The 15154-nt window shown below is 41.6% G+C and carries 11 protein-coding genes; 9 read left to right on the forward strand and 2 right to left on the reverse strand.

The features are described 5' to 3' along the window. Nucleotides 1-44: 44 nt before the first annotated feature. The 3 genes from AB8618_RS02180 (at nucleotide 45) to rlmB (ending at nucleotide 4187) form a co-directional block, all read left to right on the forward strand. Complete coding sequence (locus AB8618_RS02180) at nucleotides 45-779, forward strand: enoyl-CoA hydratase/isomerase family protein (RefSeq protein WP_413401255.1); 735 nt, start codon at nucleotides 45-47, stop codon at nucleotides 777-779. 208 nt (nucleotides 780-987) lie between these two features. Further along, on the forward strand, nucleotides 988-3447 hold the full coding sequence (rnr, locus tag AB8618_RS02185) for a ribonuclease R (RefSeq protein ID WP_413401256.1): 2460 nt from the start codon (nucleotides 988-990) through the stop codon (nucleotides 3445-3447). Continuing rightward, entirely contained in the window at nucleotides 3444-4187 is a 744-nt protein-coding gene (gene rlmB, locus AB8618_RS02190) for a 23S rRNA (guanosine(2251)-2'-O)-methyltransferase RlmB (RefSeq protein ID WP_008112440.1), read from the forward strand. Before rnr ends, rlmB begins: the two co-directional genes overlap by 4 nt. A 113-nt stretch (nucleotides 4188-4300) precedes the next feature. Here the strand turns inward: rlmB and AB8618_RS02195 are convergent, their stop codons facing one another. Then, complete coding sequence (locus AB8618_RS02195) at nucleotides 4301-6457, reverse strand: TonB-dependent receptor family protein (RefSeq protein WP_413401257.1); 2157 nt, start codon at nucleotides 6455-6457, stop codon at nucleotides 4301-4303. A 243-nt stretch (nucleotides 6458-6700) separates the two neighbouring features. After that, entirely contained in the window at nucleotides 6701-7558 is an 858-nt protein-coding gene (locus tag AB8618_RS02200) for a LysR family transcriptional regulator (protein ID WP_413401258.1), read from the reverse strand. A gap of 126 nt (nucleotides 7559-7684) precedes the next feature. Here AB8618_RS02200 and AB8618_RS02205 point away from each other — a divergent pair, with 126 nt between their 5' ends. The 6 genes from AB8618_RS02205 (at nucleotide 7685) to AB8618_RS02230 (ending at nucleotide 15152) form a co-directional block, all read left to right on the forward strand. Then, nucleotides 7685-8284 carry a hypothetical protein gene (locus tag AB8618_RS02205; RefSeq protein WP_008112435.1) on the forward strand — a complete coding sequence of 200 codons (600 nt, stop codon included), beginning with the start codon at nucleotides 7685-7687 and terminating at the stop codon, nucleotides 8282-8284. A 119-nt stretch (nucleotides 8285-8403) separates the two neighbouring features. Beyond that, entirely contained in the window at nucleotides 8404-9486 is a 1083-nt protein-coding gene (gene gcvT, locus AB8618_RS02210) for a glycine cleavage system aminomethyltransferase GcvT (protein WP_413401259.1), read from the forward strand. A gap of 76 nt (nucleotides 9487-9562) precedes the next feature. Beyond that, nucleotides 9563-9952: a glycine cleavage system protein GcvH gene (gcvH, locus tag AB8618_RS02215; protein ID WP_008112430.1), complete on the forward strand. Its 390-nt coding sequence runs from the start codon at nucleotides 9563-9565 to the stop codon at nucleotides 9950-9952. Between the two features lie 153 nt (nucleotides 9953-10105). Beyond that, nucleotides 10106-12997, forward strand: a complete 2892-nt coding sequence (gene gcvP, locus AB8618_RS02220) for an aminomethyl-transferring glycine dehydrogenase (protein WP_413401260.1) — start codon at nucleotides 10106-10108, stop codon at nucleotides 12995-12997. Nucleotides 12998-13978: 981 nt separating this feature from the next. Further along, nucleotides 13979-14692: a hypothetical protein gene (locus AB8618_RS02225; protein ID WP_409424667.1), complete on the forward strand. Its 714-nt coding sequence runs from the start codon at nucleotides 13979-13981 to the stop codon at nucleotides 14690-14692. Further along, nucleotides 14685-15152 carry a hypothetical protein gene (locus AB8618_RS02230; protein ID WP_409424668.1) on the forward strand — a complete coding sequence of 156 codons (468 nt, stop codon included), beginning with the start codon at nucleotides 14685-14687 and terminating at the stop codon, nucleotides 15150-15152. The genes AB8618_RS02225 and AB8618_RS02230 overlap by 8 nt, the downstream gene beginning before the upstream one ends. The last annotated feature ends 2 nt before the right edge of the window (nucleotides 15153-15154 follow it).

Below are 15154 nucleotides of genomic sequence, written 5' to 3' on the forward strand. Positions count from 1 at the left end.
GAAAAGTGCTAAAAGCGCAGCTAAATGCACTCAAAGAGGCTCGAATGACCGCATTAATAAAAATTACCACTGAGCAAAACGTGGCAATACTTACCATGAATACCGCTGAAAACCGCCATAACCCTAGTTTTATAGCTGAACTTAATCAACACTTAGATAGCATAGAAGCCAATGGCGATATTAACGCCGTAGTATTAACCTCAAGCAGCGATAAAAGCTGGTCATTGGGAATAGATTTACAGTGGATGGCAAGTTCAGATAACACGCCTGCAGTTATTGCCGATTTTATGAATTCGATAGGGCAGTTATTTAAACGCATAGTGACGTTTCCTATGCCTATCATTGCTGCACTAAACGGGCACACTTATGGTAATGGCTCGGTGTTGGCATGTGCCTGTGATTTTCGGTTTATGAAATCTGACAAAGGCTTTTTCTGCTTTCCTGAAGTTGATGTACTGGTACCGTTTGTACCGTCTATGTTTCCGATTATTAATAAAGCGATTAATCCGCAATTTTTTAACCGCTTAGCTATGACTGGCGAGCGTGTTGACGCGCATAAACTGCTACAACAAAATGTGGTAGAAGCGATTTTTGCTGATGAGCAAGCCTTGCAAACGGGTGTGTTAGAGTTTGCGCAAAGCTTTAATAAAAATCGTTGGATATACGCTCAAAACAAAACCCAAATGAACAAACTAATACTCGATGTTATGGCTGCACAAGACTCGGCTTTTATTGAAAACATCAGCACGCTATTGTGGAAGAAACTACAGCAAAAATAAGCTGTTTTTATAAAAGTGAGTAAACATCAGCACAGCTAATTTACTCACTTTTATGTGCATTAATTAAGTAGGTGTTAAGTGTTATTTAGTTACATTGCTACAAAATGCAAAAGCTAATAACGCTTTATTAAAAGTTTAATGGCTTTTACCTGTCTCATTTCGAGTATATGAGTTAAAATGCTTACATAACCAACTAACAAGATAGTGAATGTCAAACCAAGATCCAAATCTCAGTCGAGAACAAGAAAAGTACGAAAACCCAGTCCCTAGTCGTGAGTTTATACTTACTCACCTTCAAGAGCGTTCAAAACCTGCTAATTACACGCAACTATGCGAAGAACTCGCGGTCAACGATGAAGAACGACAAATAGCATTTAAGCGCCGACTTCGTGCCATGGAGCGCGACGGGCAATTGTATTTTAATAAATTTAAATGTTATGCCCTGATTGACGAAGCCGGTTTAACCAAAGGCAAAGTTGTCGGCCACAGAGACGGTTTTGGCTTTTTAGAAGTTGAAGGCGAGAGCAAAGACTGGTTTATTGCCAAGCATCAAATGAATATGGTGCTACACGGTGACATCGTTCTTGCGAAAGGCACTAAGCGTGGTTCAGGCTCAAAATGCGATGCCCGTATTATTAAAGTGCTTACTAATGAGCGAGCGCCTATTGTTGGCCGCTATTTTGTTGAGCATGGTATTGCCGTTGTGGTTGCTGAAGATCCGCGCATTACCCAAGATATTATTATTTTACCGGGTAACGAAAAAGGCGCACGCCACAACCAAATGGTGCAAGTGCAAATAACTCAAAACCCAAGCCGTAACATGAATGCGGTAGGTAAAGTGATTGACGTATTAGGTGAGCATTTAGCGCCGGGTATGGAAATTGAAGTTGCGCTGCGTAATCACGATATTCCGCATGTATGGCCAGAAGAGGTTGAACAACAAGTTGCCCACTTAGGTGAATTTGTTGAAGAAGCCGATAAGCAAGGCCGTGTTGATTTACGCGGCTTGCCACTTGTCACTATTGATGGCGAAGACGCTCGCGACTTCGATGACGCTGTTTATTGTGAACCTAAAAAGTCAGGTGGTTGGCGTTTATGGGTAGCTATTGCCGATGTATCCCATTACGTAGGTATGAACACGCCGCTTAACAAAGAAGCGATAGAGCGCGGTAACTCAGTGTATTTCCCTGAGCAAGTTATTCCAATGCTGCCAAAAGTATTGTCTAACGGTTTGTGTTCGCTTAACCCTGAGGTTGACCGCTTGTGTATGGTTGCAGAAATGACCGTATCGCAAGAGGGTAAGCTGTCGGGCTATAAGTTTTACGAAGCACTAATGAATTCGCATGCTCGTTTAACCTACACCAAAGTAAATGCCATTTTACAAAATGACGAAAAGCTTTGTAAAGAATACGCAGCTGTAGTGCCGCATTTAACTGACTTACAGCAAATGTACATTGCATTAAAAGCAGCACGCCAAGAGCGTGGTGCAATTGAATTTGAAACGCTCGAAACCCGTTTTGTATTTAATGCACAGCGTAAAATAGAATCTATTGTGCCAGTTATTCGTAACGATGCGCACAAGCTGATTGAAGAATGTATGATTTTAGCTAATGTTTCGGCGGCTAAACTACTTGAGAAACACGAAGCAAGTGCATTGTTTAGGGTACATGATGAACCCGATAGCGAAAAACTGGGTAACTTTACTCAGTTTTTAACTGAGCTAGGTATTGAAAGCACGCTAAGCGACGAACCAACCCCGAAAGAGATCACTCATGTGTTGGCTCGTTTAGGGGACCGTCCTGAAGCTGAGCTTATTCAAACCATGCTGCTTCGCTCAATGAAGCAAGCGGTATATCAGCCAGATAACATAGGTCACTTTGGTTTAGCATTATCGGCCTACGCGCACTTTACCTCGCCAATTCGCCGTTACCCCGATTTAGTGGTACACCGTGCGATTAAAGCGGTATTAAAAGCGCAAGGTCAACAAACGTCAGGTGAATACGCCTATAGCGATGATGAAGTCGATCAACTTGGTGAGCAGTGTTCAACTACTGAGCGCCGCGCAGACGATGCCACCCGTGAAGTAGCCGATTGGTTAAAATGTGAATACATGCAAGATCATGTAGGCACGGAGTTTAACGGGGTTATTTCATCGGTTACTAATTTTGGTTTATTTATTCGTTTAGATGATTTGCAAATTGATGGATTAATTCATGTTACCAATTTAGGTGATGAATACTTCCAACATGATGCGGCTAAACATTGCTTGGTGGGTGAACACACACATACGGTTTATCGTTTAGGCGATAAAGTCACTGTGCAAGTTGCCTCGGTAAGCTTAGATGAACGCCGAATTAACTTAACGCTTAAAGGCGATGTGGCTCAAGATCGTTACGCGCGTCGTCGTGCGCCAAAAAAGAATGCCCCAGCAAGTGTTCGCTCGCAACTTAAAGCTGGTAAAATACCGGGCAAAAAGTCAGCAAGTGACAGTAAAAAAGCTAAAGATGGCAAAAAGCCTGCAGGTAAAACGAAGGCAGCCGGTAAGTCTAAAGTAAAAGCGGATGACACCACCGCGAAGAAAAAAACCAAAAAGAAAGCGGTCAAAAAGCCTAAAAGACCAGGTAAAAATGCCCGTAAACGTAGTAGCCCAGGAGCAAACAATTCGTGAGTAATGAATTAATTTTTGGCTTTCACTCTGTTGAAGCAATTTTAGCAAAAGAGCCAGAGCGCTTTATAGAAATATACGCCCTTAAGGGACGTGATGATAAGCGTTTATCGCCTGTGATTGAGCAAGCGCGTCAGTTTGGTATTTCAGTACAGTTTATGCAACGAAAAGCGCTTGATAACAAAGCGAAAGATGAACAGCATCAAGGCATTATCGCCAACGTAAAAGCGGCGAGAGTGTTTAATGAAAAAGATCTCGATGAGATCATTGAACGCGAAGACACGCCATTTTTACTGGTACTTGATGGCATTACCGATCCGCATAATTTAGGCGCTTGCTTACGTAGTGCCGATGCAGCGGGCGTACATGCGGTGATTGTTCCTAAAGACAAATCAGCAAAGCTTAATGGCACAGCACGTAAAGTGGCCTGTGGCGCAGCAGAAACGGTACCGCTTATTCAGGTAACTAACCTTGCACGTACATTGCGTGAAATAAAAGACGCGGGCGTTTGGGTTGTAGGTACTGCCGGTGAAACCGACACACATGTATTTGATGCCAGCTTAACAGGCCCAATGGCGATTGTGATGGGTGCTGAAGGTGAGGGCATGCGCCGCTTAACACGTGAGCATTGTGATGTGCTTGTTAAAATCCCAATGGCAGGCACGGTTTCAAGTTTAAATGTATCGGTAGCAACCGGCATTTGTTTATTTGAAGTGTTACGCCAGCGCGCAGAAACAAATTAAGCCTAAGCCTAACTAGCCTAAGCACAGGCTAATTACATAGGGATTATAGGCATTAAAAAGCCGAGATTGATTACATCAACTCGGCTTTTTTGTATTTTTAAGTTAGCGCTTTATTAAAAGCTGTAAGAGTAACCCATTTGTACTGAGCGTGGCTTACCAGGTTGAATACCGCCATTTGCGCGGTTAGCAATGTAGGTTTTATCAAACAGGTTATCAACGCTTAGGTATACTTTTTGATTTTCATCAATTAAGTACTTAGCAGCTAAATCCCATACAACACGGCTATCAATCGCATTTAAGCCTGAGTCAGAAAGGTCAGCATGTGCATCCGATACGTAACGTATTTGGCTATTAACAACAAAGTTATTCACTTCGGCACCAAACGATAAAGCAACTTGGTTTTCTGGTACGTAAGGCATTGCATCGCCTTTTTCTACAGAGCCCCAAATTTCTGAATCAAATGTGTTTTTAAACTCTGAATCAGTGTAGGTGTAAGTCAGTTTAACTGGGAACGCAACTGATGCAGTATTAAACGTACGACCAGCGCTAAATTCAAAGCCTGATACTTCTACTTCACCGTAGTTGTATTGGTCGCCAATGTTGTCGTCGCTACAACCTACTGATGCGGTACAGTTACCATGCATGTTGTCGTAATCAGAGTAGAATGCAATCACTTCACCGTTAAAGCCGTTTGCATTAAAACGAGAACCAAACTCAATGTTGACGCTTTCTTCTTCGTCTTGGTCAGCATTGCCTGGCGCTGCGGGTGCATAACCTTTTTGAATGCCTGCAAGTAACGTTACGTTATCGTTAAGTGTGTAAGTAGCACCTAAAGACGGTACTAAAATTTCAGTATCGTTTGAAATATCCTTCGTTAAGCCCATGCTACGAGTTGGATCTGATTTAGCCCATTCTTCACGGGTAATAGTAATGTCTTCATAACGCAGACCTGCACTCACTACCAATGCATCCATTGTCCATTCGTCTTGAATAAATAGGGTGCTTGCTTTTGCGCTGTCTAAGCGATTGCTATTAGAGCCAGGTGCGCCTTGTGAGGTAAGAGTCATACTTAAATCTTGATTAAGCGTGTATTTGTCTTCCCACTGGAAACGATCCATTTCATCTTCGTGGTAACGTACGCCAACTGTAATGTAGTGATCGCCCGCCGGAATGTGTAATTCAGACTGCACACCTTTAGCTTGGTAGTCGCGGTTATTAGCTTTAACACCGATGTTTTCGATACCTTCAGCCGTTGGGTTTGCTTCAAATTCACTGTATTGCTCAAGGTAGCTTTCGCTTACTTTACTGGCTTTGTACCAGTTACGGTGGAAGTCATTTAAGTAAGCGGTTGCTAAAAATTCGTAACCTTCACCAAAGCGGTATGCATAGTTTACTTGGTATGCATTATGACGGGTGTTCATCTCATCATTTTGCGATGCAGCATAACGACGGTTAGGATTTTCTTGGTAATCGACGTTAGTTAAGCCCATGTACGTTTCGTCTGATGTTTCTTCAGAGTACTTAGCTTTAAACTCAATGTTGTGGGCATCGTTTTCACCAAAGGTATGGCCAAATTTTACCAGTACGTCATTTTTTTCAAAACCAGTGTTGTCATCGCCTACTGGTAATTCTTTAAAACCATCAGCGCCGTAAGAAAACACTTCAATTAAGCCCGCTGTGTTATTTTTTTCTTTAGCGAAGTAAGCGTGACCTTTATAGTAACCATCGCTACCAAGTGCCGCGTCAACTATACCCATAGAGCTATTTGCTTCAGTTGGTAAGCTGCGAGAAAGTAAATTTAATACACCACCGGTAGTGCGCGGGCCATATTTAACTGAGGCAGCACCTTTTAATACTTCAATAGACTCCATACGACCCATAGTTGGGAAGTAATAAGCCGATGGTGCAGAGTAAGGAGCCGGTGCAACGAGTACGCCGTCTTCCATTACTGAAATTTTATCGTTACGGCCAGTACCTGTGCCACGCATACCAATGTTAGGACGCAGACCATAGCCATCTTCTTCTTGAACGTATACACCTGGTACAGATGCTAATACGCGAGAAATATCGGTAAATTCGAATTTTTGCAATTCTTCATCAGAGATAAATGTAGCAGAACCTGGAATATCGTTAATTGCTGCTTGTGAACCAATAACGGTAATTTGTTCAAAATTGCGTTCAACGCCGCCGGCATCTTTGGCCATTGCTGTTGCACTCAAAGACAGCGCTACGGCTGCAGTTAACGAAGAAACTAAAAATTTATGTGACATTGATTATCCTAAAAATAGTTCAACTACTAAAATTGGCGTAATTTAAACATGTTAACGAATGAGAATCAATATTATTAAGTTTTAGTTATATTTACATTTGCCGTAAAAACACGCTGTTTTTATAACATTTTTAACTAAGTGTTTAGCTTAGCTTTATAAAACCAACATAATGTACTGGCTGGTGGCGGTTAATTTAACCTGAGCTGTGTTTGAGCTCGATTTATTATCCAGAGGTCAAGTTATTTAAGCCGTGGGATAGCCTAAGCGCAGCTTAATAAATTCGGCGAGTTTAAATACCGCGTTTTCAGGTTCGCTGGCGGTTTTCACTAAACTAATACCTATACTGCCAAGCGCAGGTAAATGTTTAGTGTGTAAGTGATAGGCTAAATCGTTAGGTACGGTACTTTTTGCAAGTACTGTTATACCTAAGCCTTCTTTTAACGCGGCAATTAAACCGGTTAAATCGGCATTACTGTAAACAATACGATATTTAATGCCTGCTTTTTCAAGCGCCTGAGTTGCTCTGCGGCGATAAATACAGCCCTCAGGGGCGGTCACTAAGGTTACCGTTTCATTTTGTGCCAGTGATAGGTCGCCCACCCACACTAATTGGTCTTGAATAAAAATAGGAATTTTTTCTGAGTCAAGTTGCTCGTTAAGCGCTAACACTAAATCAAATTGATCTTGGCGCTCATCAGAGAGTAGGTGTTTACTTAAACGTGATTTTACTTCAAGTGATACCTCAGGGTAGAGCGCCACAAAATCGCCAATAATGGAGGGCAAAATACGCGCGGCAAATTCGCTAGGGATCCCCAAGCGCACTTTACCGGTTACACTTTCTGATGTGAACAACTGTAAAATGGCATCGTTATGCTGCACCATTTGCTTTGCCATAGGCAGTAACAACTCACCATATTGGTTGAGCACTTGTCGTTGGCCCTGCTTTTTAAATAATTTATAGCCGAGTAAATCTTCTAAACGTTTTACTTGTAAGCTCACCGCAGGTTGCGAAAGGCCAAGTAAATCGCCTGCTTTGGCAAATCCACCAACCTCAACCACCATAACAAAAGTTCGTAAACTGTCGGTTGAAATGTTTTTCATATTTAAAATTACTATTTATATGGCTATATATATAAGTATTATTTATCAATTGATAAGTAATTACAATTTGTTGTTGTAAGGCTTGCGCAATATACTTTTGCTATTAAAGATAGATAGGTATTTGTTATGACTTTTAACCCGATTATGTTTGCCCGCCATAGCAACGCTAACAGCGCGGTTATTAATGCCTTACAAGCCGATAGCAATCACGTTGTTATTGACTTTAGTGGTAGTGAAGCATCGGTATTTTTAAGTGCTATTTTAGGTCATGACCTCACCAAACTTACCGCTAGTGGCTTTGGCTTTAAAGGCACACTGGATGGCGATTTAAATTCTGATTTTAGCTACGCCGTTTACTACTTTAGCGAAACGGCCTTTCGATTTGTACTTCCAGTTAATGCTAGCCTGCAATTACAAGCGCTCATTAACGAGCAGCAGCTTAGATACGATATCGACTTTGTGGTACGCACCGACTTAGCGACCTTTACTTTAAAAGGCGACAATGCATTTGATACCTTAGTTGAGGCATTTAAACTAACCCCAGGGTTACGCCTTGCTGATGCGCAGCTTTGCTATGGCGCGCAAAGTGGTGATGTGTTTGTTACTGCAGTAGATCAAAACAACGAACAGCAGTTTATTGTTATTGCTAAAACGGCCACGCTTGATAAGTGGCAACAGTATATGCAGCAACAGGGCTTTAGTGTTACCAACACTCAAGCAGCCTAACGGGTAAAAAGTTAAAGATTACAATTTGGTAGGCTTATTAATGGCTACCATGTTATTCCCCCTCATTTAATTGAGGCCACGCCCACACACATGGGTTAATTTAAAAGTGAAGGAATATTATGACTTCTAAAACAGTATTACATGCAAAGCATCTTGAAGCCGGCGCAAAAATGGTTGATTTTCATGGCTGGGAAATGCCAATTAACTACGGCTCACAAATAGAAGAACACAACGCCGTACGTAACGATGCGGGTATGTTCGACGTATCACACATGACCATTGTTGATATACAAGGTGAGCAAGCACAAGCGTTTTTACGCAAGCTAGTAGCTAACGATGTTGCTAAGTTAACCGTACCAGGTAAAGCGCTTTACACTGGCATGCTTAACGAGCAAGGCGGCGTAATCGACGACTTAATTATTTACTACTTTAGCGAAACATTTTATCGCTTAGTGGTTAACTCAGCGACCCGTGAAAAAGATTTAGCACATTTAGCCAAAGTGTCGAGCGATTTTGCTGTAACGGTTACTGAGCGCCCAGAATACGCCATGATTGCGGTTCAAGGCCCTAATGCACGTGCTAAAACAGCCCAGGTATTAAACGCAGACCAGCAAGCTACAGTAGAAGGCATGAAGCCATTTTTTGGTGTTCAAGCCGGTGATTTATTTATTGCTACAACAGGTTATACTGGCGAAGACGGTTACGAAATTGTAGTGCCAAACGAGCAAGCCGCCGATTTATGGCAGCAATTGCTTGATGCCGGTGTGGCGCCTGCGGGCTTAGGTGCGCGCGACACACTGCGTTTAGAAGCAGGTATGAACCTTTACGGCCTAGATATGGACGAAAGCGTATCACCACTGGCAGCTAACATGGCATGGACTATTGCATGGGAGCCAGAAGATCGTGACTTTATTGGTCGTGATGTTTTGGTAAAACAACGTGCAGAAAAAAGTACTCACAAGCAAGTAGGTCTTATTCTTGAAGAAAAAGGCGTACTACGCAGTGGTTCTAAAGTAATTGTTGATGCTGGCGAAGGTGTTATTACATCTGGCACATTCTCACCAACATTGGGCTATAGTGTTGCATTAGCACGTGTACCACGTTCAACCGGCGACACAGCTCAAGTAGAAATGCGTAAAAAATTAGTTAACGTAAAAGTAGTTAAGTCGGGCTTTGTACGTAACGGTAAATCAATAATCTAAATAATTTGGTTATACCAATAAATAAGTTAGCCTTATTCATTGGTATTCTCCCAATCTAAACCAAAGGATGAAAAAAATGAGCAATATCCCTAGCGAGTTAAAATACGCACCTTCACACGAGTGGGTTCGTAACGAAGGCGACGGCACTTACACTGTTGGTATTTCTGAGCATGCGCAAGAGCTGCTTGGCGACATGGTATTTGTTGAATTACCAGAAGTAGGCGACGAAGTTGATGCTGGCGAAGACTGTGCAGTAGCAGAGTCAGTAAAAGCGGCATCAGACATTTACGCGCCAATTAGCGGTGAAATTGTTGCCATTAACGAAGAGCTAGAAGATGCGCCTGAAACAGTAAACAACGACGCATACGGCGACGGTTGGTTATTCCGTATTAAAGCGTCAGAAGAGTCTGAGTTAGATAACTTATTAGACGCTGAAGGTTACGCGCATACAATTGACGAAGACTAATCGTTAATTAATAAAAGCCCCTCTATGTTAAAACATTGGGGCTTTTATGATTAAAGCGCTTATTTTTCCATACAAAGTAAGCAGCTAAATCATCACATATTTTAATCAATACTAGTTACCCATTAGTATTTAGGATCATAGGAATCTGGACACATGTCAAACGCCAAATCTCTTGAACAATTAGAGCAAAAGCAAGATTTTATTCGCCGCCATATTGGGCCAAGCCCAGCGCAAGTAAACGACATGCTTAGCGCTCTTGAAGTATCGAGCGTTGAAGAGCTGATCGGTCAAACTGTACCTGCTGGTATCCGTCTTGAGCAAGGTCTTAATATCGGCGAAAGCCGCACCGAAGTTGAAACACTAAGCTACTTAAAATCAGTAGCAAGCAAAAATAAAGTTTTCAAATCGTATATTGGCCAAGGCTATCACCCAACTCACGTACCACACGTAATTTTACGTAACGTACTTGAAAACCCAGGTTGGTATACAGCGTACACACCGTATCAGCCAGAGATTGCACAAGGGCGTTTAGAGTCACTATTAAATTTCCAGACTATGACCCTAGATATTACCGGCCTAGATTTAGCAAGTGCCTCACTGCTTGACGAATCAACCGCTGCAGCCGAGGCAATGGGCCTTGCAAAACGTGTCTCTAAAGCTAAAAAAGCCAATGCGTTCTTTATTGCCGACGACGTACACACGCAAACCATTGACGTAGTAACTACTCGTGCAGAGCAATTTGGTTTTGAAATTATTGTAGGTAAAGCCGCCGATGCTGTTAACCACGATATTTTTGGTGCGTTATTCCAATACCCGTCAACATCAGGCGAAATTGTTGACATAACAGACCTAATAGCTGGCGTACAAAGTAAAAAAGCGATTGCCTGTGTTGCTGCCGACATCATGAGCTTATTACTATTAAAAGCACCAGGTAAATTAGGCGCCGACGTAGTACTGGGTTCAGCACAACGTTTTGGTGTACCTATGGGTTACGGCGGTCCTCATGCCGCATTTTTTGCAACACGTGATGCGTACAAACGTTCATTACCAGGTCGTATTATTGGTGTATCAAAAGACCGTTTAGGTAACGATGCATTACGTATGGCAATGCAAACCCGCGAGCAACATATTCGCCGCGACAAAGCCAATTCAAACATTTGTACTGCGCAAGTATTACTAGCGAACATGGCTGCGTTTTATGCGGTATACCATGGCCCGCAAGGCTTAAAAACCATTGCACAACGCATTCACCGTTTTGCTGATATTTTAGCAACTGGCTTAAAAGCAAAAGGTGTGGCACTTAAGCACACTACTTGGTTTGACACATTAACAGTGGTTGATGAAAACAAAGCCGACGTCGTGGCGCGTGCTGTAGCTAAAGGTGTTAACTTTGCTACTAACCATGCCGGTGAATACTCAATTTCAGTATCAGAAACCACAACCCGTGCAGACGTTGCTGAGTTATTTGATATTATTTTAGGCGAAGGCCATGGCCTAAGTGTAGATGCGATTGCCGCTGATGTTGAAGCAAATGGCAGTGACTCTATTCCTGCAAGCTTAGTGCGTGATGATGAAATACTAACGCATCCAAACTTTAACAGCTACCACAGCGAAACAGACATGCTTCGCTATATTAAGCGCCTTGAAAACAAAGATTTAGCGCTTAATCATTCTATGATCTCGTTAGGCTCATGTACCATGAAACTAAACGCGACCGCTGAAATGATCCCAATTACATGGCCTGAATTTGCAAACCTTCACCCATTCTGCCCGCTAGACCAAGCAGAAGGTTACCAAATAATGATTAACGAACTACACGATTGGCTAGTTAACATTACCGGTTACGATGCGGTTTCATTGCAACCAAATTCAGGTGCACAAGGTGAATACGCAGGCTTAATCGCCATTCGTAAATACCACGAGTCACGAGGGGATGCGCACCGTAACGTATGTTTAATCCCAAGTTCTGCGCACGGTACTAACCCAGCATCGGCACAAATGGCCAGCATGAAAATTGTGGTTGTTAACTGTGATAAAAACGGCAACATCGACATGGAAGACTTAAAAGCGAAAGCTGAAGACGTCTCTGAAAACCTATCATGTGCCATGGTAACGTACCCATCTACCCACGGTGTATACGAAGAAACGATTCGTGAGTTATGTGAAATTGTTCACCAGCATGGTGGCCAAGTTTACATGGATGGCGCAAACATGAACGCGCAAGTAGGTGTTACTAGCCCAGGCTTTATTGGCTCAGATGTATCGCACTTAAACTTACACAAAACCTTCTGTATTCCACACGGCGGCGGTGGCCCAGGTGTTGGCCCAATTGGTGTTAAATCGCACCTTGCGCCATTTATGCCAAACCACAGCGTAATTAACGTACCAGGTACTGATGAAGGAAATGGTGCAGTATCGGCAGCGCCTTACGGCTCTGCAGCTATTTTACCTATTTCATGGGCTTACATTGCCATGATGGGCTCTGAAGGCTTAAAACAAGCAACAGAAATGGCGATTGTAAATGCTAACTACTTAAGCAATGAACTTAGCAAGCACTTCCCAATTTTATACCGTGGCCGTAACAATCGCGTTGCCCACGAATGTATTATTGACCTACGCCCATTAAAAGAAGCCTCAGGCATTACTGAAATGGACGTTGCTAAGCGCTTACAAGATTATGGTTTCCACTCACCAACAATGTCGTTCCCAGTAGCGGGCACATTAATGATTGAGCCAACTGAATCTGAGTCTAAGGGCGAGATTGACCGCTTTATCGAAGCGATGGTGTCGATTAAAGGTGAAATCGATAAAATCATTTCAGGTGAATGGTCTATCGAAAACAACCCATTGGTATTTGCACCGCACACACAAGCTGATGTGTTAGGTAATGAATGGGACCGCGCGTATGACCGTTTTTACGCTGCATTCCCAGTACCAGCAGTTGCTAAAGATAAGTTCTGGCCAACCGTTACACGTATCGATGACGTATACGGCGACCGTAATTTAGTATGTGCATGCCCAGCGGTAGAGACATACAGAGATTAATAATTTTTAAAATTTCCAATTAAAGATTGGGAATTTATAAAATTTTAAAAGCCGTTGCAGCAATGTAGCGGCTTTTTTGTGTGAGGTGAAAAACCATTTCAAATGCTTATGTAGGTTGGGTTGAGTGAAGCGAAACCCAACGATTCTCCAATATTATTACCAGCTCCAAAGTACATAAATATGTATTGTTTGTAGTCGTCCTTTAGGGCGCAAAAAGCGAGAAAAAGAATTTCACCACCGAGAACCCAGAGGCGCTTCGCGCTGCACCGAGGTTAAAGGTATTATCGTAGGCGCTAAGCTTGCTGGCGCGTGTTGTTATATGTTCATTGCTTGCTAACTTGAAGCTTTATAACTCGCTAACTTTTTATATTTTGTCTGGATAAATCCGTGACCTAAATTAGAAACCTTATTCAAGGTTTTGTCGCGCTGGCGACGGCAGCCAAAGAGGGGCTGCCGCTGGTCCCTCTCTGGACACTCTCAGCGCACCCGAGCATCACGCTTAATCCTTCAAATAATTAATTGATGTTAACGTAAACGGCGAAGATAGGCCATCCATGGCCTAGTTTCGCCTTATCGCGCATCCATGCGCGATATTACTCATCAATTGCTTATTTTCAGGGCGTGATGATGGGGGAGCGTGTTAAACGTGAGATTGGTGTTTGGTCTTGGGGGAATGCAAGGCCTGATATTATTGCTCTATTTATATTTAAATATTACTTGTTGAATTAATCTACCCATTATTGTTAAATTAAGGCATTGAAAGATAGTCAAAAATATCAAAGGAATTGAGATTGAACTTCAAACTGAAAATGAATGGTGCTCTTTGGGAAAGCTTCTGTGAGAGAATGCTCCGGCACGAATTCACTTGGAAAAATTTTACTAGTGTTCCTCACCATGACAGAGGCGATCATGGAATAGAGTTTTTTACAAATTGTGGTGTCATTTTTCAGTGTTACTACCCTGACCCTTCGTACTCAATGGATGAGTATAGAAGGCATGTTCAAAAAAATAAATGAAGACCTTAAAAAGTTAAGTAAGCATGAATCAGAAATTGAAAAAATGCTTGGCGATATCAAAATATCTTGTTGGGTACTCGTTATCCCTGAAGTTAGAACAAAAGAATTACTCAAATACTGTAAGTCAAAAGAGAAACAAATCCCACAACTATCATATTCAATCCCGAAAGGCATTTCTGTAAAAATAGAAACTGACGACTCATTTCCATCGGGATCTATTTTCTCTAGGAGATACATTGGAGAGGAAATAAATATTGATATATCTGATATAAATACTGAAATAACAGAGATATGGAAATCTCAGAATAGTACTTTTTTTGACAATATTTGTAGGAAAACAAATAAATTTAGTGAAAGCGATCTTGAAAGGCTTAGAACAAGCCTGATTCGACAGTATATGCAGGTTGAAGAATTGATGGATGCATATAGAGATCAATTTCCTGATTTGTATACGGAAGTAACTTCTATAGCTATAGTAAATTTGGAAGCTTTAAAAAATGAAAGCTTATTTGTAAGAGATGAGCCTAAAAATATATTAATGTCGCTTTTACAAAAAAATAGAGATTCTATTAAAACTATAGAGCAATCAATCTCAAACAATAATATAGAGATATTTTCTAGTGGCTTAATAGCTCGGTGGTTAGCCGAATGTAAGATGGACTTTATTATCAATGAATAACGAGAAGGAACTTCAACATAAAACAGCTACAGCTATCTTTAGTGATACTAGCTACCCATTACCTATTGAATTGAGACCTATATGGCGTATTGGCTTAATGTGTATTGCAATTAATGTAGTAGGTACAGGTGGTATATCATTGAAACTCACCAAAATGAGAGTGCTACTTTGGATGTTAATACGGCCTCAAAACTGGAGTGATTATTATGATTCTTTACATTCATATTCTAATTCGGTTTTGTCAATGTCATCCGACAAGTCAACAGACAAAGCGATAGAACTAGCGATGGCAAAAGGTATTTTGCAACTAGACTCAGAAACCTTAATATTAGGAGAAGAGGGGTATAAATTATTACGTTTGGTAAACGACCTAAGCTTATTTAACAATGAAGTTGAATTTCTACATTCAATAAAAAATAAGGTTACAGAAAATTATATAAAAAGGATTTTAGGACATTAAAA

This window comes from Pseudoalteromonas sp. RW-H-Ap-1, assembly GCF_048318575.1.
GTDB lineage: Bacteria > Pseudomonadota > Gammaproteobacteria > Enterobacterales > Alteromonadaceae > Pseudoalteromonas.

Bases quoted from the DNA above. Each gene is read 5' to 3' on its own strand.
- AB8618_RS02230 (WP_409424668.1), top strand. From the start codon at position 14,685: ATGAATAACGAGAAGGAACTTCAACATAAAACAGCTACAGCTATCTTT.
- AB8618_RS02180 (WP_413401255.1), top strand. From the start codon at position 45: ATGACCGCATTAATAAAAATTACCACTGAGCAAAACGTGGCAATACTT.
- gcvT (WP_413401259.1), top strand. From the start codon at position 8,404: ATGACTTCTAAAACAGTATTACATGCAAAGCATCTTGAAGCCGGCGCA.
- rnr (WP_413401256.1), top strand. From the start codon at position 988: ATGTCAAACCAAGATCCAAATCTCAGTCGAGAACAAGAAAAGTACGAA.
- AB8618_RS02195 (WP_413401257.1), bottom strand. From the start codon at position 6,457: ATGTCACATAAATTTTTAGTTTCTTCGTTAACTGCAGCCGTAGCGCTG.
- gcvH (WP_008112430.1), top strand. From the start codon at position 9,563: ATGAGCAATATCCCTAGCGAGTTAAAATACGCACCTTCACACGAGTGG.
- AB8618_RS02225 (WP_409424667.1), top strand. From the start codon at position 13,979: ATGAGTATAGAAGGCATGTTCAAAAAAATAAATGAAGACCTTAAAAAG.
- AB8618_RS02205 (WP_008112435.1), top strand. From the start codon at position 7,685: ATGACTTTTAACCCGATTATGTTTGCCCGCCATAGCAACGCTAACAGC.
- gcvP (WP_413401260.1), top strand. From the start codon at position 10,106: ATGTCAAACGCCAAATCTCTTGAACAATTAGAGCAAAAGCAAGATTTT.
- AB8618_RS02200 (WP_413401258.1), bottom strand. From the start codon at position 7,558: ATGAAAAACATTTCAACCGACAGTTTACGAACTTTTGTTATGGTGGTT.